This is a genomic window from uncultured Lactobacillus sp. (genome assembly GCF_902491705.1).
In the GTDB taxonomy this organism is placed as follows: Bacteria; Bacillota; Bacilli; order Lactobacillales; family Lactobacillaceae; genus Lactobacillus.
Genome location: NZ_CABUIW010000003.1, coordinates 1 through 21,967 on the forward strand (window position 1 = coordinate 1; position 21,967 = coordinate 21,967).

At 37.4% G+C, this 21,967-nt stretch carries 20 protein-coding genes, 2 tRNA genes and 1 other annotated feature; of the genes, 6 read left to right on the top strand and 16 right to left on the bottom strand.

The annotated features are described in order from the left end of the window. Positions 1–135 precede the first annotated feature (135 nt). From RDN22_RS01185 to RDN22_RS01225, 9 genes are all read right to left on the bottom strand, one after another. Positions 136–621 carry a C40 family peptidase gene (locus RDN22_RS01185; RefSeq protein WP_308555095.1) on the bottom strand — a complete coding sequence of 162 codons (486 nt, stop codon included), beginning with the start codon at positions 619–621 and terminating at the stop codon, positions 136–138. Positions 622–917: 296 nt separating this feature from the next. Continuing rightward, complete coding sequence (locus tag RDN22_RS01190; RefSeq protein WP_308555097.1) at positions 918–1,094, bottom strand: hypothetical protein; 177 nt, start codon at positions 1,092–1,094, stop codon at positions 918–920. Between the two features lie 97 nt (positions 1,095–1,191). Further along, positions 1,192–2,112, bottom strand: a complete 921-nt coding sequence (locus tag RDN22_RS01195) for a DMT family transporter (protein ID WP_308555099.1) — start codon at positions 2,110–2,112, stop codon at positions 1,192–1,194. A 3-nt stretch (positions 2,113–2,115) separates the two neighbouring features. Continuing rightward, complete coding sequence (locus RDN22_RS01200; RefSeq protein WP_308555101.1) at positions 2,116–3,024, bottom strand: DMT family transporter; 909 nt, start codon at positions 3,022–3,024, stop codon at positions 2,116–2,118. Between the two features lie 80 nt (positions 3,025–3,104). Continuing rightward, entirely contained in the window at positions 3,105–4,007 is a 903-nt protein-coding gene (locus tag RDN22_RS01205; protein WP_308555102.1) for an EamA family transporter, read from the bottom strand. 68 nt (positions 4,008–4,075) lie between these two features. After that, the gene (locus RDN22_RS01210) at positions 4,076–4,717 is read right to left on the bottom strand and encodes a hypothetical protein (protein ID WP_308555104.1); all 642 of its coding nucleotides are present in this window, start codon (positions 4,715–4,717) and stop codon (positions 4,076–4,078) included. 120 nt (positions 4,718–4,837) lie between these two features. After that, entirely contained in the window at positions 4,838–5,197 is a 360-nt protein-coding gene (locus RDN22_RS01215; protein WP_308555106.1) for a hypothetical protein, read from the bottom strand. Positions 5,198–5,280: 83 nt separating this feature from the next. Further along, positions 5,281–6,576: an adenylosuccinate lyase gene (gene purB / locus RDN22_RS01220; RefSeq protein WP_308555108.1), complete on the bottom strand. Its 1,296-nt coding sequence runs from the start codon at positions 6,574–6,576 to the stop codon at positions 5,281–5,283. A gap of 3 nt (positions 6,577–6,579) precedes the next feature. Then, the gene (locus RDN22_RS01225) at positions 6,580–7,869 is read right to left on the bottom strand and encodes an adenylosuccinate synthase (RefSeq protein ID WP_308555109.1); all 1,290 of its coding nucleotides are present in this window, start codon (positions 7,867–7,869) and stop codon (positions 6,580–6,582) included. Positions 7,870–8,068: 199 nt separating this feature from the next. Between RDN22_RS01225 and RDN22_RS01230 the strand changes: the two genes are divergently transcribed. The 3 genes from RDN22_RS01230 to RDN22_RS01240 all read left to right on the top strand — a co-directional run bounded on the left by RDN22_RS01230 (position 8,069) and on the right by RDN22_RS01240 (position 9,446). Then, positions 8,069–9,061, top strand: a complete 993-nt coding sequence (locus tag RDN22_RS01230; RefSeq protein ID WP_308555111.1) for a GMP reductase — start codon at positions 8,069–8,071, stop codon at positions 9,059–9,061. A gap of 232 nt (positions 9,062–9,293) precedes the next feature. Then, positions 9,294–9,367: transfer RNA gene (locus tag RDN22_RS01235), tRNA-Arg, on the top strand. Between the two features lie 5 nt (positions 9,368–9,372). After that, a tRNA-Pro gene (locus RDN22_RS01240) sits at positions 9,373–9,446 on the top strand. Positions 9,447–9,489: 43 nt separating this feature from the next. Here the strand turns inward: RDN22_RS01240 and RDN22_RS01245 are convergent. Further along, positions 9,490–10,551 carry a MupG family TIM beta-alpha barrel fold protein gene (locus RDN22_RS01245; RefSeq protein WP_308555112.1) on the bottom strand — a complete coding sequence of 354 codons (1,062 nt, stop codon included), beginning with the start codon at positions 10,549–10,551 and terminating at the stop codon, positions 9,490–9,492. A gap of 112 nt (positions 10,552–10,663) precedes the next feature. After that, positions 10,664–10,907, top strand: a binding site (T-box leader). Positions 10,908–10,978: 71 nt separating this feature from the next. On the opposite strand from RDN22_RS01245, the gene asnA reads away from it, so the two are divergent. After that, complete coding sequence (gene asnA, locus RDN22_RS01250) at positions 10,979–11,992, top strand: aspartate--ammonia ligase (protein WP_308555114.1); 1,014 nt, start codon at positions 10,979–10,981, stop codon at positions 11,990–11,992. 62 nt (positions 11,993–12,054) lie between these two features. Here the strand turns inward: asnA and RDN22_RS01255 are convergent, their stop codons facing one another. Together RDN22_RS01255 and RDN22_RS01260 are read right to left on the bottom strand one after the other, a co-directional pair. Then, positions 12,055–13,446: an APC family permease gene (locus RDN22_RS01255; RefSeq protein ID WP_308555116.1), complete on the bottom strand. Its 1,392-nt coding sequence runs from the start codon at positions 13,444–13,446 to the stop codon at positions 12,055–12,057. A gap of 17 nt (positions 13,447–13,463) precedes the next feature. Next, positions 13,464–14,192, bottom strand: a complete 729-nt coding sequence (locus RDN22_RS01260) for a gamma-glutamyl-gamma-aminobutyrate hydrolase family protein (RefSeq protein ID WP_308555118.1) — start codon at positions 14,190–14,192, stop codon at positions 13,464–13,466. Positions 14,193–14,409: 217 nt separating this feature from the next. Between RDN22_RS01260 and RDN22_RS01265 the strand changes: the two genes are divergently transcribed. Both RDN22_RS01265 and RDN22_RS01270 read left to right on the top strand, forming a co-directional pair. Then, positions 14,410–15,996 (top strand): ABC transporter ATP-binding protein, encoded by a 1,587-nt coding sequence (locus RDN22_RS01265; protein WP_308555120.1) that lies wholly within the window; start codon positions 14,410–14,412, stop codon positions 15,994–15,996. Continuing rightward, entirely contained in the window at positions 15,993–17,576 is a 1,584-nt protein-coding gene (locus tag RDN22_RS01270) for an ABC transporter ATP-binding protein (RefSeq protein WP_308555122.1), read from the top strand. The genes RDN22_RS01265 and RDN22_RS01270 overlap by 4 nt, the downstream gene beginning before the upstream one ends. A gap of 40 nt (positions 17,577–17,616) precedes the next feature. Here RDN22_RS01270 and RDN22_RS01275 read toward each other — a convergent pair whose 3' ends face one another. From RDN22_RS01275 to lepB, 4 genes are all read right to left on the bottom strand, one after another. Further along, positions 17,617–18,990: an amino acid permease gene (locus RDN22_RS01275; protein ID WP_308555124.1), complete on the bottom strand. Its 1,374-nt coding sequence runs from the start codon at positions 18,988–18,990 to the stop codon at positions 17,617–17,619. A gap of 30 nt (positions 18,991–19,020) precedes the next feature. Beyond that, a complete protein-coding gene (locus RDN22_RS01280; RefSeq protein ID WP_308555126.1) occupies positions 19,021–20,373 on the bottom strand; it encodes an amino acid permease in 1,353 nt (450 codons plus the stop codon). 92 nt (positions 20,374–20,465) lie between these two features. Further along, the gene (locus RDN22_RS01285; protein WP_308555128.1) at positions 20,466–21,212 is read right to left on the bottom strand and encodes a hypothetical protein; all 747 of its coding nucleotides are present in this window, start codon (positions 21,210–21,212) and stop codon (positions 20,466–20,468) included. Between the two features lie 76 nt (positions 21,213–21,288). Beyond that, positions 21,289–21,921: a signal peptidase I gene (lepB, locus tag RDN22_RS01290; RefSeq protein WP_308555130.1), complete on the bottom strand. Its 633-nt coding sequence runs from the start codon at positions 21,919–21,921 to the stop codon at positions 21,289–21,291. Positions 21,922–21,967 lie beyond the last annotated feature (46 nt).

Genomic DNA, 21,967 nt, shown 5'->3' on the forward strand with positions numbered 1-21,967 from the left:
CAACGAAAAATAAATCGGCCCTCAAAAAACAATCAAGGACAATTATCTAAAAATATCAGGTCTAACCCTAGATGAGACTTGACTTTACGTAGAAAAAAAGACGGTTTATAAAAACCGTCTTTTCTTTATTTCCAATTAGTCAATCACACGCTTAGCTGCTGATGGGTAAAAGTATGAGCTGATAGCTTGCTTTCTTACACCTTGACTTGGTGTTGCAGCATGAACGTATTGACCATTACCAACGTAGATACCTACGTGGTATGGAGCTGAGCTTGAACCCCAGAATAACAAGTCGCCCTTCTTAAGATGTCTCATTGAAACGCGCTTACCTCTGTTAACTTGGCTGTAAGTAGTTCTAGGCAATGACTTGTTAGCTGCGTTTTTATAAACGTATTGAGTTAAGCCAGAGCAGTCAAACGCAGATGGACCGGTAGCACCGTAAACGTAACGCTTACCAACTTGCTTTTTAGCAAGTTCAGCAACTGCTTCACGTTTTTCTGTTTTACTTTTGCTGGCTGCTTGCACAGTTTGTGTTTGGTTAGGAACATTAATAAAAGAAATTCCTGTGAAAAATACTGATAAAACTGCGGCAAACTTAACTAAACTACGTCTAAAACTCAATTGATATTTCTCCTTAATTAATTTTCGTCTTTCAATGTCTTATATATTACCGGAGAAATATTACAGTTCTGTTTTAAAACAAATACTATTAAATTAATCAAAATTACAGAAAATATCTTCTTTTGTAATCTTAATCAACTTGAAAAATTTTTCAGTTTTCTATATGCTTAGAACATTGATTACAGGAGTTGAACACAAATTATGGATAAAATAGATAGTTATGTACGACATTTTTTAATACTCATCGCTTTAATTCTAGGGCTTTCTCTAGTCTCAGAATTTCGTGACTTAATGTCTTACGCCCCATCAATGATCAATTTAGCTTGTCTATCTATTGCAACAGTTTGTACTTTTGCTTCAGGAATCACCGTCCAGTTTAAAAAGCTAAATATAGTAACAATCATCTTAGCAAGCCTTTTAATCTTGGTATCCATCTTCTTTTGGATTCGATTTTCTTCACTTGCTTTAATCATCAGCATTTTCATCGTTTACGGCATTATTACAATGCTAGTGTGTTTAACCAATTTAATCTATTACAAAAAAAGAGAGGTCGATTAAAACCTCTCTTTTTTATTCATGTATCTTATTTTTCTTCTTTTGTTTTGGCGTTAAGTTTAAAGCCATTGCAGCTAATACTACTAATGCTGAGCCTACCCAATCCATTGGCATCATCACTAAGCCAAAGCAAAGAACTGATCCAATCGTTGCAGAAAATGGTTCAAACGCATCAAGTAAACTTGCAGTTGAAGGAACAACATAACGCAAGGCATTAGCCATAATCTGAAACGGAATAATTGTTCCAATTATAATTACGGCACTAGTATAAAGCCATACTTGCGGCTTATTAGGAATAGCTTGAAATTGCGGATGAATGATTACCAAACTGATTCCAGCAAAGAGCATCCCCCAGCCCGTTACAACCATGCTGGATACCCTTTTAACAATATTAACAGGAATCAAAGTATAAGTAGCTTCTCCTACTGCCGAAAGCAAGCCCCAGAATAATGCAACTGGCGTAATAGCTAAATGATCAAATTGCCCATGTGTCGACAGTAAAAAAACGCCGATAAAGGCTGCAATTGCGGCCATGATATCTAATCTACGCATAATTTGCTTATGCGTAAAAGCTAAATATCCTAATACAAAGAATGGTCCAATAAATTGTAAAATTGTGGCAATTGAGGCGTTAGCTACCTGAATACACATGAAGTAGAACAATTGCACAGGTAATAATCCAAAGATCCCGTAGGCAAAAATCACTAGTGCATCATGCTTATTCTTTAATGTAGCAATTGGCTTTTGTTTAAGTGCCCCTGCCAAAATTAGTAGTGCAATTCCTGAAACGATTAATCTGATTTGTGTTAACCACATTGGCGTGATTTTAGGGCTAATATTGAACAAACCCTTAGCAAAAAGTCCTGAGATGCCCCACATTACAGCAGCTAATGCAGCTAGAAACGTCCACAATCTGCGCGTTTTTGGATCAACCATTTTTTAACTCCTCTTTTTCTTTTTGGGAGAAAGATTCAAAGCCATTGCGGCCAAAACTACCAAAATTGAACCAATCCAGTCCATTGACGTCATTACTAAGCCAAAGCAGAGTACTGAACCCACTGTTGCAGAAAATGGCTCAAAAGCATCAAGCAAGCTTGCAGTGGACGCCTTGATGAAACGCAATGAATTAGTCATCAATTGGAATGGAATCAAAGTTCCGATCACGATAACGGCAGCTACATCAAGCCAAACATGTGGCGTATTAGGAATATGTGGCATTTGTGGGTGAACCAAGATCAAGCAAATTCCTGCAGATAAAAGTCCCCAGCCGGTAACAACTAAACTTGAAACGCGCTTTAAAACGCTGATCGGAATCAAAGTATTGGTTGCAACACCGACAGCTGAAAGAAGACCCCAGAATAAAACGCTAGGTGTAATTGCAAAGTGGTTAAATCTACCGTGCGTTGCAAGAAGAACAACGCCGATAAAAGCAAAAATAGCAGCGATCACATCAATACGGCGCATCACTTGTTTATGCGTAATGGCAAGATAGCCCATTACAAAAAATGGCCCAATAAACTGCAAAATAGTGGCAATTGAAGCGTTAGCTTGTTGAACCACGATAAAATAAAATAATTGCACGGGTAATAACCCAAAAATACCATAGGCAATTATTACCCAGGCATCATGTTTATTCTTCATTGTAGCAATTGGTTTTTGCTTCAAAAAACCTGCTACGATGAGCAGGATAACACCAGATGTAACCATTCTAATTTGTGAAAGCCACATTGGCGTAATTTCTGAACTAACATTAAATAAACTTTTGGCAAATAAGCCTGAAATGCCCCACATCACACAGGCTAATCCGGCCAAAAATGCCCAAAGACGACGTTGTTTTTGTGTAACCATTCTTCTTAAATCCCCATCATTTAAACTAGCAACTTATATCATAACAAAAACGGACTAGCTTGAACTAGTCCGTTAATTTTTTATTCATTTTTTACCATATCTTTAGTTGGCATCAGCTGCATAAATGTTGCAACGATGATTAACACGCCACCCAGCATATCCATTAGGCCAAAGTCTGCGTGTAATAAAGTAACCGATAATATTGTAGCAATCAGTGGCTCGAATGCTCCTAGCATCCCTACCGTACTTGGCTCGATATATTGCACACTTGATAAGTACATTGTATAAGCAAGTAGCGTACCACCAATGATAATATACACAATTACTGAAATATCAACTGGTGTAAGTTTAGGCATTGGCTGAGTAAAGTAAATTGGTATGAAGGCAATTCCTGCTATTAGCATTGCTGCGCCAACTACTGGAATAGTGCCATACTTTTTAAACAAGTTTCCTGGCATTATTGTATTTACCGCTTCAGATAACGCTGCAATCAAGCCCCATAGACACGCCATTGGCGACAAGGCTAATTGATCAAAGCGTCCACCAGTTGCCAAAATAAACGTTCCACCTACCGCAACAAAGATAGAAATTATATCAATTCGTCTTGGTAGCATCTTACTTCTAATTGAAGAAAAAATGATAATAAAAACCGGTGCTAAAAACTGAATTACGGTAGCAGTTGGAGCATTGCTATATTTAACGGCTACAAAGTATGAAAGTTGAGAACTTCCCATTCCTAAAAAAGCAAATAATATAAGCATAATCACTGCTTTTTTATCATGTAGCATTGCCTTAACTTTATCTAAGTATTTATAGCAAGCATAGGCCATTAGTAATAAGCCTGAAAAAATCAATCTTAATCCAACTAGCCATGGTGTTTCTACATTAGTATTAGAAAACAAAAATTCTACGGCTGTTCCTGATGCTCCCCAAAAGCATGCACCAACTACAGCTAAAGTAATCCCGCGATAGCGCTGATTCACATTGTCACATCCCTTTAAATTTAATGTGACCAATTCTAACATAGCCCTAAGTGAAACTTCAATAGAAGTTAGAGCTTAGGTTGAAATGATAAAGCAAATGTTCCGGCGCAACCAAGAATCCCAATGATGACTGGCACCAACATTTCAATTCGAGCAGCTACAATAATCAAAAGTACAACAGCAGCTACTACACTGAAAATTCTCATTTGCTTTTTGTAGGTTAATACAATTCCAATTGCAGCAAGTCCTAAACAAAGAATTGCAAAGAACTCACCATAAAGAGCAATATTTTCACTCCAATTATTAAATCTTAAAAATTGCCCTGGCTCAAAAAGGTCATTTCCTAATTGAAAACAGAATGAAACTGCCACACCAATCGTTGCGCTGAAGGCAAGTGTTTCAAATACACGAATGAAAAACAATCTATTAAATTTAATACTAGTTATGGTCTCCCATAAAGTATCACGTTTTTTAAATTTAACAGTTGTATCGCCTTTATCAAAAATCCAACCAATTACAAAATATGCAAATATTACTATCCCTTGAATAACAACCATGTGCATGAAGACAGGAAAATCGTAAATTAAGGCCATTAATAGTGCGAAGACGTAAATTAATTCTCCAATTAAAATCTTATTTCTCCATCTACGCATACGTAACCAGTGAGCTAATTCCTTGTCATTCATATGGTCATCTACATGTCCATTCATACTCTCAACCTCCCTTTATCGTTGATTTGATTAAAATTATATTATGTTTTTTTGATATGTCTAGCCTTTTTTAATAAAAAAAGCAGAACTTTTAACAGTCCTGCTTTAAGCGTTTTTCTATTAATTTTCTTTTCTAAAAAATGGGCTTAACAGTGAAACTAATAGGCCGTAAATGAAGTACCAGCGGTAAATATTCGCTAAGTCTTGGTTTTGCATCCATAGAATTAATGCAATCACTGCAAGTAGTGCACCTAAGAAGATGGTTGAGCCCAAGTTTTTATCAGTAAAAAAGCTGGCCCCTGCACCTAAGGAAATTAAAGCAATTAAACCATAAACCACAACAATAACTGGTCCCTTAGTCAGCACATCAACATCAAGTAGCGTTGCATCAGTAAACATTTGCCAAACAAGAAAACCTGCTAAAGCAATTCCAGCTAGTAACACGATTAATCTAACAATAAACGAAACAAATTTATTCATAAATTTTCCCCTCTAACATGTTCCCATTGTATCAAAAAAGCGTTTGGATTTTCTCCAAACGCCTTTATTTTTAGGTAGATATTCTAGTCTAAACCACACTTTTTGAAAATATCGTCAACATGACGCAAGTGATAGTGATAATCAAATGCATCATCGATATCTTCTTTTGAAAGGTAGTTCATAATTTCGCTATTTTCTACTAATGGCTTAAATTGCTTTTGTTCATTCCATGATTTAGCAGTCAATTTTTGTACCATATCGTAAGCTTTTTCACGAGAAAGGCCTGCTTCATCAATCAACTTAAGAAGAACACGTTGTGAGTAAATTAAACCGTAAGTACGATCCATATTCTTAAGCATAGTTTCTGGGAATACATCCAAGTTACTCAAAATACGGTTGAAGCGGTGCAACATGTAATCAATACCGATAGTTGTGTCAGGCAAAATTACACGTTCAGCACTTGAGTGAGAAATGTCACGTTCATGCCACAATGCAACGTCTTCATAAGCAGTAACAATATGACCACGCATTACCCGGGCCATACCACAGAGGTTTTCTGAACCAATTGGGTTACGCTTGTGTGGCATTGCGGAAGAACCCTTTTGACCAGCACGGAAGTGTTCTTCAACTTCGTGAATTTCACTTCTTTGAAGGCCACGGATTTCAGTAGCCCAATTTTCAATACTAGTTTCAATAAGAGCAAGCATAGCAATGTATTCTGCGTGTAAATCACGTGGCAAAACTTGGCTAGTAATTGGTTGTTGCGTTAAGCCAAGTTGCTTCATAACGCTAGTTTCAATCTCAGGTGGAACGTTAGCAAAAGTACCAACGGCACCAGAAATTTTACCTGATTCTACCCCTTTGGCTGCATGTTCAAAGCGTTCAATATCACGGTTGATTTCGGCATACCAACGAGCAAGCTTTAAACCAAAAGTAGTAGGTTCAGCTTGTACGCCGTGAGTACGACCCATTTCAACAGTGTACTTGTACTTTCTAGCCTTTTCAGCAATGGTTTCTTTTAATTCATGCAAATCTTTTCTGATAATGTCATCAGCTTGCTTAAGCAAAAGTCCTTGTGCAGTATCTACTACATCAGTAGAAGTAAGGCCAAAGTGAACCCATTTCTTTTCAGGACCAAGGCTTTCAGAAACCGTACGAGTGAACGCTACAACGTCGTGATGCGTTACTTGTTCAAGTTCCGCAACGCGTTCTGCAGTAAATGATGCGTTCTTAGCGATCTTTTCTGCATCTTCTTCTGGCACTTCACCTTGTTCAGCCCAAGCCTTAGTAGCTGCGATTTCTACTTCAAGCCAAGCTGCGTATTTATTTTCATCAGTCCAAATTTTTCCCATTTCGGGACGAGTATAACGTTCAAGCATATATTACATTTCCCATGGATTCTTTAATACGATAGTTTGTTCACGGTCAGGACCAACTGAAACAGTTACCAATGGAACACCAGTAACTCTTTCAACTTCCTTTAAGAACTTCTTAGCGTTTTCTGGAAGATCTTCATAGTTCTTAACTTGGGTAATATCTTCATCCCATGCTGGAAGTTCTTCATAAACAGGCTTACATCTGAAGAGTTCCTTCAAACTTGCTGGGTAATAATCAATCTTCTTACCATCAAGTTCGTAAGCAGTAGCAATCTTGATCTTGTCAAAGCCTGAGAAGACATCAAGCAAGTTCAAACTTAAGCCGTTAATGCCTGATACACGCTTAGCATGACGAAGAGCAACTGAGTCAAACCAACCAACACGACGTGGACGACCAGTAACAGTACCGTATTCATGAGCAGTGTCACGAATTCTGTCACCAACTTCATCAAGAAGTTCAGTTGGGAATGGACCTTCACCAACACGAGTGGTGTAAGCCTTGCAGACACCGATTACAGTGTTCAAACGGTTAGCACCCATACCGATACCTGAGCAGATACCGCCTGAGATAGTGTTTGAAGAAGTTACGTATGGGTAAGTACCTTCATCAATATCAAGCATAGTACCTTGTGCACCTTCAAAGAGGACCTTTTCGCCATTATCAAGTGCGTCGTTAACTAATACTGAAGTATCAGTAACGTACTTCTTCATCTTTTGACCATATTCATAGTACTTGTCAAAAATGTCTTCAAATTTAAGTGCAGGTTTACCGTAAACCTTAGTAAATAATTCGTTCTTTTCTTTTAAGTTAGCGCGTAACTTTTCTTCGAAAGTATCTTTTTCAAGTAAATCACAAACGCGAATACCAATTCTTGAAGCCTTGTCCATGTAAGTTGGTCCAATACCATTCTTAGTAGTACCAATCTTGTTAGCACCCTTTGATTCTTCTTGGTATTCATCTTGCTTAATGTCGTAAGGCATGATGATGTGAGCACGGTTAGAAATTCTTAACTTGCTGGTATCAATACCATTCTTTTCCAAGTTTTCAAGTTCACCGAACATAACTTCTGGGTTGATAACTACACCGTTACCAATTACTGCACCCTTAGAAGCAGCAAAGATACCGGAAGGAATTAAACGCATCTTGAATTCTTTACCATCAATATCAATTGTGTGGCCTGCGTTGTTACCACCATTTGAGCGAACTGCCATTGTGGCATCTTTACTCAAAAAGTCAGTAATCTTTCCTTTACCTTCATCGCCCCATTGACTACCTACGACTGCAACTGCTGTCATTTGAAATTCACCTCATAAAAAAATCTCTATAAATATTACGTATGATAGTCTAGCAATTTAATAATTATTAGTCAATGTGAAATCCGAATTATTTTATTTTTATTTTTAGTCATAGTTCGATTTCTATATTGACAAAAACGTTTTTATCAAATATAGTATTTCTCGTTTGGTAAGCAAAAAATAAAGGGAGCAAATCAAATTGAGTAATTATTTTAGTATGGAAGCCTTTGATTATGATGATATCCAACTTATTCCTAATAAAGGTATCATCAAAAGCCGTCGTGACGCGGATACTAGCGTTAAGTTCGGAAGCCGAACATTTAAGATACCAGTTGTGCCAGCTAACATGGAAAGCGTCATTAACGATGATTTAGCTATTTGGTTAGCTCAAAATGGTTATTATTATGTAATGCACCGCTTTGAACCAGAAAAGCGTATCCCCTTCATTAAGATGATGCATGCAAAAGGCCTTTTTGCTTCTATTTCAGTTGGAATTAAAGATAGCGAATACGACTTTATCGATGAATTAGTTAAGCAAAATCTTAAACCTGAATACATTACAATCGACGTAGCTCACGGTCATTCAGTTTATGTAATTAAAATGATCAAGTATATTAAGGAAAAATTACCTGACTCATTCTTAACTGCTGGTAACATTGCTACACCAGAAGCTGTACGTGATCTTGAAAATGCTGGTGCAGATGCTACTAAAGTTGGTGTTGGCCCAGGTCGTGCTTGCATCACTAAGCTCAAGACTGGTTTTGGTACAGGTGGCTGGCAACTTGCTGCACTTCGTATGTGTAGTAAGGTTGCTTCAAAGCCTCTTATTGCTGATGGTGGTATTCGTCATAACGGTGATATTGCTAAGTCCGTTCGTTTCGGCGCTACAATGGTAATGATCGGCTCAATGCTCGCAGGACACCAAGAGTCCCCAGGCCATATTATTAAAATCAACGGTAAAAACTACAAACAATATTGGGGCTCAGCTTCTGAAGTACAAAAGGGAGCTTACAGAAACGTAGAAGGTAAGCAAATGTTAGTACCATTCCGCGGCTCAATTAAAGATACTTTGCGTGAAATGCAAGAAGACTTACAATCTTCAATTTCTTACGCAGGTGGTCGTGATCTTAATTCCATTAAGTTAGTCGACTACGTAATTGTAAAAGACAATATTTTTGACGGTGACAAATAATAGCGGACATTAATCGAATAGATTACATTTTCGTTATTTTCCTGTTAATATTTTTAAGATAGTATAGTTTTATTGTCATTTTTTCGATAGAATAGTATAGGTCTAGTTACTGGAGGGTAGACAGTAACTAGGCTTTTTTTATTATTTTTACCAGTTATTCCTTATTTTTCAAAAAATATAAAAAATATTGGACATCATCTATATTTATGTTATACTAATTGAGTTGATAGACGCGCCCATAGCGCAACTGGATAGAGTGTCTGACTACGAATCAGAAGGTTGAAGGTTCAAATCCTTCAGGGTGCACACTTCGGGAAGTGGCTCAGTTTGGTAGAGCACCTGGTTTGGGACCAGGGGGTCGCAGGTTCGAATCCTGTTTTCCCGATATATATTAAAAGAAGCATTTCCTAGGAAATGCTTCTTTTGTTTTATTCTTGTTTATTATTTGCTTTTCTAAAAATCACACGCGTATCTGAGCCAATGTAATCAAGTAAAGCTAAATCATACGTTTTAACTTGTCCTAAAACATTAACCTTTTGGTCACATGGCAAATCTCGTTTAGTAATTTCGATTTCGCCTTCATAATGTTGATACAAGTTATTATCGATCGTCACACTACCCTTTGGCCGTGCATAAATATTATCTTGTGGCTCAGTAGGCAGACTTCTCTTTTCCCTACTTTCTTTAAGTCTTACGACATCACGTGCAACATCTGGTCTATTATGCCAATCATTTTCAAATAATTCTGGAATCTCGGTATCAAGGTGCAACGTAATCGCATCTTCTTTTTCATAATTAGTAATAGTCTCAATTGCATCCCTAGTTAGTTGTGGATCCCCTACAAAGATGTAATCACAGTCATACTTTTTCAATTCCAAAATCGCAGCTAATGGATTTTCATATCTTTGCTTCTCTAGTGTTGGCAATCCTGCAAAAATTGGCCCACGCAATTTGCCATTACCTGCAATAAAAGCAGCTGTCTTCAAATTATACTTGTGTAGCCACTTATTTTTCTCATGCATCCAATGCGCTTCAAGTCCTGTTTCAGGCCGTGGGTAGAAATTATGACCTGCAGTAAGCTTTTCAAAGTTAGCATTGCTGTATTTCAAATTATCGATGTCATCTTGCGTAATCGTGCTGGCATTAAGAACTACCGGCATCTCCTTAGATAACTTGGCAATCAATTCAACTGAAAAGCCTTCGTCTACTCTAATACCAGTTAAATTCAAGCTCTTGATTTGTTGAACACTGTTAGCATTAATATCCAAATTTTGCAGGATAGTTTCTGACACATCCGCAATAATTTTTAAGTCTAAATTTTTACACCAATCAGTTAAGTTGGCTAATCTTTTTAAAATAGTTTCACCATCGGTATCTGCTGCCTCAAGTTGAGTAAATACACATGTAAAACCACTGTTTCTCATCGCTAATAAATAATTGTAATCCTCAGACGTTAAGTCATGTCCAAGATAAACTGAAAAACCTAACATTCTTATCCTCTAAATTCTTTTAAGTCTATATGTAAAACGCTTTCTAAATTATCATAGCACAAATTTTTCTTGCTTTTTTGTTCAAAATATTGTTAAATACATATAAATAAATTAAAAAGCTATGAAAAAGACGAGTAAATAATCTAATTCTTTACAGTGAATTAGTGCTAGTGCGAAACTAATAGACCCTGGATTATTGAAAAACACTTTTAGCAGCTCACCGAAATAATAATTCTTATAGTAGGTTGAGACGTCTCCGGTACGTTACCACGCCGGTGGAGCATGATAGTGCTTCATGAGGAGGTCTATTATAGACAACATGGGTGGTACCGCGGAAAAAGCCTTTCGTCCCTAGCAATTAGGGAGCGAAGGGCTTTTTCTTTACTCTCAACTAAAAACAAAAATTATTTTTAGAAAGAGGATTTTTATGGAACTTATTTTACCTGAAGATTACCGTCCAACTTTAACTGTTCGTGATACCGAAGCTGCAATTGTCTACATTCGAGAGACTTTCCAAGATAAGCTTGCTTCTATTTTGGGTGTACAAAGAATGTCTGCACCAATGTTTGTTGAAAAAAACACCGGTTTAAACGATAACTTAAACGGTGTTGAACGTCCTGTTGCCTTTGACATGAAGGCTATGCCAAAAGACGACACAATCGAAGTTGTTCACTCACTTGCTAAATGGAAGAGATTAGCTCTTAAGAGATACGGCTTTGGTATGCATGAAGGCCTCTACACTAACATGAACGCTATTCGCCGCGACGAAGATTTAGACAACTTCCACTCCATTTACGTTGACCAATGGGACTGGGAAAAGATCATCCGTAAAGAAGAACGTAACACAGATACTTTGGAAATTACCGTTAACAAGATTTTTAAAGCAATTAAAGAAACTGAAAAATTAGTTTCAGCTCGCTACCCTGGTTCTACTTACCGCTTAGGCGACCACGTTTCATTCATTACTACCCAAGAATTGGAAGACCGCTGGCCTGACCTTACTCCAGAAGAGCGTGAAGACAGAATCGCTAAGGAAGAAAAGGCAGTCTTCATTATGAAGATCGGTGACAAATTAAAGCGTAGCGGTAAGCCACATGATGGTCGTGCACCTGACTACGATGACTGGCAATTAAACGGTGACTTAGTCTTCTGGTATGAACCATTACAAAAGAAATTGGAAATTTCTTCAATGGGTATCCGTGTTAGCGAGGAAAGCCTGCGTGAACAACTTAAGAAGGCTCACTGCGAAGATCGTGCTAAATTACCATTCCACCAAATGCTTTTAAAGGGTGAATTACCATACACTATCGGTGGTGGTATCGGACAATCACGTTTGTGCATGCTTTTACTTGGTAAAGCTCACATCGGTGAAGTTCAAGCCAGCATCTGGCCTAAAGAAATGGTTGAAGCTTGCGAAGCAGACCATATTCATTTGCTATAATAACCGCACAAAAAAAGTGCATTAGCTATCAATTAGCTGATGCACTTTTTTATTTGTCTATTTTACTTACGTTCTCTTCTTGAAATCCAAGACATAATCAATGGCAAAATTACAAAGCCAAAAATCATCATTGCGATAGCGTACCAGTTAACGCCAATAACTTTACCTGCCGCATTGGTTACACCAAATTGTGCTTGCCAGTTATATTCAACTAGTAAGAAGACCACAATAATGATTGATAAAATTGGCACAACAACGTCAGTCCAAACGTTCTTATCAGCCTTTAAAACTTCTTCCTTGGTCTTGCCACGATAGAACTGAATAACCGCAATAGGTACGACAATAAAGCCTAAGAATCTAACCATCGCACTTAAAGTGATCAAGTTTACCATATTATATTCAAATGCCATTGGAATTAAGATTGCTAACCCTACTGAGATGAAGAAGGTTCTAATTGGAAAGTTATTCTTCGTTCTCTTAGTAAGTGCCTCAGACATTTGACCTTCGCGAGCCATCGCTTCCAAAATACGTGGTGCGTTAAAGCTGGATGCAACGTTGATACCAAACATAGATATAAGTGCACCTACCAAGATAACGTCACGCAAAATTTCATTATTAAAAATAGCAGCTACAGCAACAACCTGCTTGGTGGTCATAAGAGCCTTAGGATTGAGCACCATGGCAACTGCTACAACGCCGATATATACAAGCGCAATAATCAAGATAGCTAAAGGAATCGCACGTGGCAAATTCTTTTCAGGATCCTTCATATCATCTGAACCTGAAGCAACTGATTCAAAGCCGGTAAATGCATAAAAGGCTGACACAATAGCCATTACAAAAGTAGTTGTAGTCAAAGTAGGTACAATCTTTTGGCCGTTTTGAGTAATTTGATCAACTTCTGACAAATTACTTGAAGCACCTGTGGTAATCAATAATATTACCCCGGCAATAATAATTAAAACTAAGGCTGCAAGTTTGCCAATAGTAGCTAAGTTCATAACCCACTTCACTACACGTTGACCAAATAAATTGATAATCGTAATGATTGCCATTAAAATTAAGAAACCAATCGTTACATTCAATGCTTTATTTGGATCGCCACCAAAAATAGAAATTGTTGACTTGATAACTCCGACAGCCATTACGCCCCATGCAACGCTGGCAGAGAAGTAACGAAGCACGCCCATATAAAAACCAACCTTATCACCAAAGGCAGCTTTTGAGTAGGCATATGCAGCACCTGATTTAGTTACATATTTTGATGCGGCCGCAAATGAAATCGCCAAAATAGAAGCAAAAATTGCGGCAATAAAATAAACGATTAAAGCTTTTGAACCAGCTTGTTGAACTACGCTACCTGGTGTTAGGAAAATTCCTGAACCAATGATTGCGTTAATAGCAAGCAAGACAATGGACCAAAAACCTAATTTATCCCCTGTTTTCTCATTCATTGTTTAAACTCTCTTTTTTATTTTGCGTTATCAACTACAAATTTGAATAAATTATTCATGAAAGCAACGTCAGGATTACGGTGCAGCATTTCTGGATGCCATTGAACCGCAATCACGTTGCCTTTTTTGTTTTCTAATCCTTCAACTACGCCATCTGGAGCAGTGGCAGAAGCAATAAGATCTGGAGCAACATCCTTAATCAATTGATGGTGGAATGAATTAACTCTGAATTCTGTTTTACCTAAAATTTCAGCTAATTTACTGCCTGGATCTACCTTCATCCCGTGAGTTGGCAAACTAGGAGTATGTCCTTGCATATGCTTTAAAGTTAAGCCATCACGGTATGACAAGTCTTGATAAAGCGTGCCACCATGTGCAACATTGATGATTTGAGCACCGCGACAGATACCTAGTACAGGAATTCCATTTTCTTCTGCTAGTTTTAATAAACACATATCAAAGTGATCACGTTCAGGCCAAGTTGCGCCAATCTTTTGCAAAGGCTCTTCTCCATAAAAGCGTGGATCGACGTCGTGTCCACCTGAAAGAATCAAGCCTTGAACATTGTTGAGCTGCTCTCTAATTACCTCGTCATCTTCAGTAAACGGAATGATGTATGGTACACCTCCATTTTGAACAACTGAATCAACGTAATCCTCATTCACATAACTACGACGATACCCGGGAAATATTCCGCCATTGTCGATAATTACTGAGCCAGAAATACCAATAATTGGTTTATTCATACATGCTCCTCCTCACTTACTTTTTGTATGGGACTATTATACCTATTTAATATGCAATTGTACACTTAAAATATTCTATTCTACTATACAAACTTTTTAAGCTAGATTTAAAAATTATTTGCCCAGCTACTTACTTATCCCACGTTGACTATTAAAAACAGGGGGGTAAAATTAACATAATATTAAAATATTTTTAAACTACTTTGGAGGAAAATCTATGACAACAAAGGAGCTATTGAAAACAAACATCCCGCGCTCTATTTGGATTTTGTTTGTATATGTGCTCTACGCAATTGTGGGAACGCTTGGAACCTACCTTTTTAAGTATTCCTTAAATGCCCTTACAACCAAAAACCTAAATAGTTTTATTTTCTGGGAAATATTAACAACTGCAACAGAATTAGCTACTGCTCTATTATTGCCAATTGCAACTGTTGCCTTTACTCGCCAGATTCAAGACTATTTGCATGAAATTAGAAAAGATATCATGCATTATTACTACAACGGCGATGATGAAAAAGTATCTACAATGCAAAATGATCTGACCAGCAATTTAAAAATTCTATCAACAGACTTTGCTACGCCATTGATCACAATCTTTAGTGGCTTACTTTCAATTATTTTTTCAATTGGCATCTTGATCAGCATGAGCTGGATTTTGATTGTAACTACGGCAGTTTTGGCAGTAATTACCTTATCTTTACCTAAACTCCTTGAGAAAAAGATGTCTCAAGCAAATGCAGTAGTTAACCAAAAAAATGAGTATCTGCTTAATGCAATTGCCCACTGGCTCGGTGGACTTCAAGAATTGCGTCGCTACAACGCTTTTGTTCGCTTAAATAAAAAACTAAAAGAAGCAAGTAATCAATACGTTGAAGCTAACAAAAATAATATATTGTACCGTAATTTGTCCGATGTCATTAACGGTCTGGGCAATACTATTGCTCAATTAGGCATGGTTTTAATTGCCGCCATTTTATTTTTTAACCACACTATTTCTTTTGGTGATTTTGGGGTAGCTTCTAGCTTTGCCTTTACCATTTTTGGTGGTATTTGGGACATCACGGATTCTCTTACTAAAATCAAATCTACTAAGACTTTACGTGAAGAAACAGCTAAGTTGCGTCAAGCAAAGTCCGTTACTACTCCTACTCCAGCCTACGGAGTTACCGCTACTAATTTAGTTGCTAAATACGACAACGGTGAAACAATTTCTTACCCTGACTTCACAATTAAGCCTGGTCAAAAAGTCCTGCTCACTGGTGATTCAGGTACAGGAAAATCCACCTTGTTTAAGCTCCTACTTAATAAGTTATCTCCTAAAAATGGTCAAATCGTCTTTTTAGATAAAGACGGAAAATCTATTAAAACACCTGCTCAAGTTGGCAATCTTCCTCAAGATCCCGTTGTCTTTCCCGCTTCAATTCAAGACAACATCACAATGTTTAATCAAAAATTGAAAGACCAAGTTAAAACTGCAGTTGATCAAGTTCAACTGACTAGTGATTTAGCTAAAATGCCTGCCGGCCTTGATACTCAAGTTAATTTGAAAACTGAGAATCTATCGGGTGGGCAACGGCAGAAGGTCGTACTGGCTCGCAGTCTGCTTCATGATCAGCCATTTGTTTTGATGGATGAAGTTACTAGTGCAATCGATCAAGCAGGTACCGAGAAGATTTTGGACAATTTACTCAAAACTAAAAAGACGATCTTAATGATCGCCCACAACTTTACGCCTGAAATGAAAGCAAAATTTGATCAAGAAATTAAGTTAACAGCAGTAAGAAAGGAGGCAGCCGAATGAATTTCAAGGAATATGTAAAAGTTAATCCATTTAGATTTGTTGTCTTTGCGCTTTCCACATTTCTAATGGCAGTTATAATCATTGGAATGTGTTACTTTACTCAATTAGTAGCTGATATTGTTTTGACTAGGAATTGGCGCAGCTTTTTAATCATTCTTATACTTGACGGAATTTGCGGTATATTAGCTTATGCACTTCAGGGTCTTGCACTATATTCAAACACTATTCAAGAACAAGAACTTAACGACAAAGTTCGTCAGCAACTCGTTCAAAACTACTACAATGATGGCAAAATGCATAAAGTTAGCGAAATGCAAAACCGCTTAACCAACGACCTTCAGTTAATCAACAATAGTTACTATGAAATGCTGTTTAATCTGATCTACGGTATTGGACTAGTTATCTCAACTATTGTCTATTTAATCTTATTAAACTGGCAATTATTGCTCGCTATCTTGATCTTAGTAGCAATCACACTATTTTTACCTAAGCTTACTGAAAAGCCACTACAAAAGGCAACAGAATTTATTTCAGACAGCAACAAAGTATATTTAGACAGTTTAAACGATTGGTTATCAGGTCTAGATCAAATTCGCCAATTTTTAGCTGGAGCAAAATTATTCTCAGTCACAGAAAATGCTTCAAAGAAGCTAGAAGACGCTACCGTTAAACAAACTACTTATACTCAATTACTAAAAGCAGTTAACGGTATCGTAACTGCAATTTTCGGATTACTGCTCTTCATTTTAACTGGTTATCTCATTGTTAATGGTCAAGCATCAATTGGTGTGCTTTTAATTATTGGTAACTTTAGATTCTACTTAAATCAAGGTATCCAATTGATCACCGTTTCTCGCGGCCAGATGAAAGGAACTGAAAAATTAATTAATGAAGTTGATCAAGAACTTGTTCCAGTTTCTTCTAAGCAAAAATTAGATTTGGCAACTCCTACGGCTTTTTCAACTCAAGATTTGCAACTACAGTTCCCTAATGGTGAAAAGCTCACTTACCCAGATTTACAAGTTAAAACCGGCGAAAAAATTCTTTTAACTGGTGACTCAGGCGCTGGTAAGTCTACTCTCTTTAAATTGATCTTAGGCGAATTAAAGCCAAGTTCTGGAGAAGTTGATTTTCAAGATAAAAATGGGAAAACTATCATTCCTGATTTAAGTAAAATCGGCTACATCCCTCAAGATCCTGTTGTTTTCCCTGCCTCTATTAAAGACAACATCACAATGTTCAACAAAAAACTTGATTCTAAGGTAAATGATGTCATTTCTTCTGTTAACTTCAGCGATGATATTGCCAAATTCAAAGATGGCGTCAACGAGCAATTAAACCTGGACAAACTCAATATTTCGGGTGGACAAAGACAAAAGATCGTTTTGGCGAGAGCAAAAATTCATAATAGTGAGATCATTTTAATCGACGAAGGTACAAGCGCAATTGATCAAAAAGCCACAATGAATATCTTGCATAATTTAGTTAAAACACCAGCCACCATCGTCTTTATCGCCCATAACTTCAACGAAGAAATGCGACAATTATTTGATCGTGAAATTCATTTAGTCAAAAATTAGGTCAAACAAAAACAGCACCACTGTGCTGTTTTTTTGTTTATTATGCTTTTTTTCGATGCTTAATCACATAAGCTAATGCTGCCACAATCAAAACAATTGCTCCGACTGTTACTGATAAACGAGTCTCAGGGTTAATGAACATGAAGACTACAATTAAAGTCAACATGAACAATGCAAAGTAATTTGAATATGGATATAGTGGCAACTTAAATGGGTGATTTTCCATCAAATGTGGATTTTTACGTCTGAATCGGAGTTCTGCAAGCAAGATAACGAACCAAGCTACCATCCCTGGTAAAACTGATGAACTATATACCACAACAAAGACATTAGCTAAGGATTTGTTAAAGAACTGAATTAACACATTAAGCATGAAGCCAATGAAAATACCACCAGTAATTCCGATAATTGCGTGACTTGGCACAATTCTCTTAGATACATATTTGAATGTCTTAGGAGCTTCACCTTCGTGAGCTAGCTTATAAAGCATACGACTTGATGAATAAATACCAGAGTTAGCACCTGACAAAGCAGCAGTTAAAACAACGAAGTTAATGACTGATGCGGCTGCAGTAATTCCGACTTTGGCAAAAGTATTAACAAATGGTGAACCGATATTGCCTAGTTCATTCCATGGATAAATCGTTACGATAACGAAAATGGCACCGACATAGAAGATTAAGATTCGCCATAAAACGGATTTAACACTTTTAACAACAGCTTCTTGTGGGTTGGCTACTTCACCTGCAGAAATACCAATTAATTCAATTCCTTGATATGAACCAGCGATAATTGCCATGGAGAACAAGAAGCCCTTTACACCACCAGTGAAGAAACCGCCATTTTTCCATAAATTAGAAAAACCAACTGGGTGTCCACCATTACCAAAGCCAAACAAGATGACCATAAAGCCCAAAACAATCATCAAAATAATTGTGACTACCTTGATCATTGCAAACCAGAATTCTAGTGTTGCATAAGCCTGGGCACTAGCTAAGTTAGCTAAAAGCAAGAATAGAATGATGACTACACCGGCGATCCAGTCGCTTGTTCCCGGCCACCAGAAGCGCAAATATTCAGTCGTCGCAACAACTTCTGAAATACCAACAACAATATATTGGAAAACGTTAGCCCATTCTGCTAAATATCCTGCAATTGGATGAACGTGCGTTGAAGCATAATCCGCAAAAGAACCTGTACCTGGATCAACGTATAACATTTCCCCAAGTGCACGCATTACGATATATAAGATCAGCCCTACAAACATGTAAGCAAGTAATACTGATGGACCAGTCCATTTAATAGTTGAAGCTGACCCCATGAACAACCCAACACCGATCGCTCCCCCGAGCGAGATCATTTCCATTTGTCCGGCCGTCATCGACCGCTTTAATTCAGGCGCTTTTTTCGCCATACACAACTCCCTTTCTTAGTATTTCATTCCCTAGGAAATACTTTTATTTTTTCGTACAAAGCTATAACTAATTGCCAAAATCACTACAAAAATAATCGAAATAATTAATGCCAATCTTGTCGATTCAATGAAGAATAGCAAGATTAAAATTGCTACATAAAAGGCTATTGTAAGCCAGCTAGTAAAAGGATATCCAGGCATTCTAAATTCACCAAGATTATCCTTATTTTGCTTACGGTACACAACATGCGCAGCCATAATCATGATCCACACGATAATGAAACAAATCGTTGATACAGTCGATACCACATCAAAAATCTTGGCTGGCATGACATAGTTCAATATTACCACTACAAACAAAATTGCTGATGAGGTCATCAGTGCATTCATTGGAATGGCCTTTTTAGTCAGGTTGCCCAAATATTTTGGAGCATGACCATTACGAGCCAGTGAATATAATGAGCGACTAGTTGAAAAAATCGCACTGTTAGTAGCAGACATAGCAGCAGTTAAAACAACAAAGTTCAAAATTCCAGCTGCAGCTGTAATGCCGATCCCTGTAAATACTTGTACGAATGGACTAGACGTAGTTTTAATTTGATTCCATGGATAAACTGACATGATAGCCAGCATTGATCCCACATAGAAAAGTCCAATTCTTACTGGCAAAGTATTAATTGCTTTAGGAATATCTTTATGAGGATCAGCCGTTTCACTAGCAGTTTGACCCACAATTTCAACGCCAACAAAGGCAAAGACTACCATTTGAAATGAAAGTAAGAATCCCCAGATACCTGTTGGGAAAAAGCCACCATGACTAACTAAATTAGTTAATGAAACGGTACCGCCTTTAACCTTAGTCTGTAAAACGATCATTACAGCACCTGTAACGATCAACGCAACGATGGCAATTACTTTGATCATCGAGAACCAGCTTTCTAGTTCTCCAAATAATCCTACGTTTACCATGTTAATTAACATTAATAAAACGACGATTACCAATGGTCCTACCCATTGAGGCAACCATGGAAACCAATAACGCAAGTAAATTCCTGTAGCGGTTAAATCGGCCATAGCTAAGCTAAGCCAACAAGCCCAGTAAGCCCAGCCCGCTACAAATTCGGCGCGCTTACCTAAGTATCTTTTAATTGATTCTAAAAACGAGTGACTATCAGGATCAGCTAAGATCAATTCACCTAGCGCACGCATCATAAAGAACGTAATAACCCCAACGATTAAATACGACAAAATAATTGAAGGGCCAGCACTATGAATGGCTGATCCTGAACCTAAGAATAGGCCTGTACCAATGGCGCCCCCTATTGCGATCATTGTAACGTGTCGACTCTTCAAGCCCCGTTTTAGTTTTTTATTCTCGTCCACAGTGTCACCTTCCCTAAGTAGAAAAAAAGAGCGGCCGGTAATGAAACGGACGCTCCATCAAAATTCTTTTTGTTTTGAATTATAAAGCCAACTTACTTTTTGTGCAATTCTTTTCTATCATAATTATTCAAGTAAGCGGTAAAAATTAAAATTGCAATCGCGATTAGCATGAAAATAATTACGCTTATTTCCTGCATCCCCAAAATTGGGAAACAAGCAATTATCTCAATTACCATCAAGCCTGTGGTAATCCAAGTTACTTTTCCGCGATAAAACTTAAGCCAATTGATCACTGCGTAAACAACATCCAAAACAGCCAATAGCAAAATGCCATAGACAAATAAATATTGTCCCCAAAGTGGTAGCGACCAGATCAATGCGCCATTTGTTTCTAGTATGATAATCAACATAAATGAAATAATGCCGATTTCAAAACTAAGAATGATGCGCATGAATACTAAGAGCAGTTCCATGTTGCTATGATTCGCATCTAAATTAAAGTAAATTAGCCCCAAAACAGCAGGTGAAGCTAGCAAAACTAGAAGTAGTGAAAACAATGTTCCATTTCCCTGATTTACGCCAAGCGGCTCCCCTGACAAAGCCTGCGAAATTGTAAATACAATTGTCACTGTTAAAGCCGCAAGCATCACTACACGTAGCCAGTACTTTTTATCAGCTAGCCAAAATGAAACAGCAGCTATTAAATACGTAATCCCATAGATAGTTGCACCAACAGTTGAATGACTAGGCCAGTTTAAAGTGAATGCTAATACGCCCGAAGCCAAAGCTAAAATTGTCAAAACTATCTTGATAATTAAATCAAATGTTTTCTTGTTCATATTCCTATCTCTTTACTCGAATTGTATTAGTTTCATTATAACAAAAAGGATATTTCCGAAGAAACATCCTTTTTTCCTAGTACACTTTAAACTCGTTAAGTGGCCAATATCTTAATTTAACTACAGCCACAATATTCTTCCTCTTAATCGTTCCGATATAACGACTATCCTTTGAAACGCTGCGGTGGTCACCCATTACAAAATATGTTCCTTTAGGAATTCGGTTATATTGATTAATGTATTTCAATTGTGACTTGGTGTAATATTGCTGGAATTGTCGCGACTTAGCAAGTGAAGCCATCGTGAAATTCTGTGTAGCAGCAAAGCTAGTATCTGTTGCGGAATCTTCCATCTTTCTGCCTTGAGTCAGCCATGGTTGATTTAGCTTTTTACCATTGATATAAATCTGGTTGTTCTTGCTGACAATTTTTTCACCAGGAAGACCAATAACTCGCTTAATGTATAAAGCGCCCGGTTCATCTGGTGCCTTAACGATTACTACTTCGCCTCGCTTAATTGCGGCATGACGAACGGAAATCAAACGTTGTCCATTTTCAAAACTTGGTTGCATTGATGGACCGGAAACTGTATCGTTGCTCAATACAAAACGGAAGAGCAAGAAAAAGATCCCCATCAAAACAGCCCAAATAATTACTATATCAAGGACAAATCTGCCCCATGATTCATTTTCTTCTTTTTCTTTAGCCATAAAATTCTCCAATAGTTTTTGTACTTAGAATACTGCTAATCACAGA

Coding starts and splice junctions, on each gene's coding strand:
- RDN22_RS01190 (WP_308555097.1), bottom strand. CDS start 1,094: ATGATTAAAGCAAGTGAAGAAAATCGAATCCAAAAGAAGATGGATACC.
- RDN22_RS01195 (WP_308555099.1), bottom strand. CDS start 2,112: ATGGTTGATCCAAAAACGCGCAGATTGTGGACGTTTCTAGCTGCATTA.
- RDN22_RS01200 (WP_308555101.1), bottom strand. CDS start 3,024: ATGGTTACACAAAAACAACGTCGTCTTTGGGCATTTTTGGCCGGATTA.
- RDN22_RS01210 (WP_308555104.1), bottom strand. CDS start 4,717: ATGAATGGACATGTAGATGACCATATGAATGACAAGGAATTAGCTCAC.
- RDN22_RS01215 (WP_308555106.1), bottom strand. CDS start 5,197: ATGAATAAATTTGTTTCGTTTATTGTTAGATTAATCGTGTTACTAGCT.
- purB (WP_308555108.1), bottom strand. CDS start 6,576: ATGCTTGAACGTTATACTCGTCCCGAAATGGGAAAAATTTGGACTGAT.
- RDN22_RS01225 (WP_308555109.1), bottom strand. CDS start 7,869: ATGACAGCAGTTGCAGTCGTAGGTAGTCAATGGGGCGATGAAGGTAAA.
- RDN22_RS01245 (WP_308555112.1), bottom strand. CDS start 10,551: ATGTTAGGTTTTTCAGTTTATCTTGGACATGACTTAACGTCTGAGGAT.
- asnA (WP_308555114.1), top strand. CDS start 10,979: ATGGAACTTATTTTACCTGAAGATTACCGTCCAACTTTAACTGTTCGT.
- RDN22_RS01255 (WP_308555116.1), bottom strand. CDS start 13,446: ATGAATGAGAAAACAGGGGATAAATTAGGTTTTTGGTCCATTGTCTTG.
- RDN22_RS01260 (WP_308555118.1), bottom strand. CDS start 14,192: ATGAATAAACCAATTATTGGTATTTCTGGCTCAGTAATTATCGACAAT.
- RDN22_RS01265 (WP_308555120.1), top strand. CDS start 14,410: ATGACAACAAAGGAGCTATTGAAAACAAACATCCCGCGCTCTATTTGG.
- RDN22_RS01270 (WP_308555122.1), top strand. CDS start 15,993: ATGAATTTCAAGGAATATGTAAAAGTTAATCCATTTAGATTTGTTGTC.
- RDN22_RS01275 (WP_308555124.1), bottom strand. CDS start 18,990: ATGGCGAAAAAAGCGCCTGAATTAAAGCGGTCGATGACGGCCGGACAA.
- RDN22_RS01285 (WP_308555128.1), bottom strand. CDS start 21,212: ATGAACAAGAAAACATTTGATTTAATTATCAAGATAGTTTTGACAATT.
- lepB (WP_308555130.1), bottom strand. CDS start 21,921: ATGGCTAAAGAAAAAGAAGAAAATGAATCATGGGGCAGATTTGTCCTT.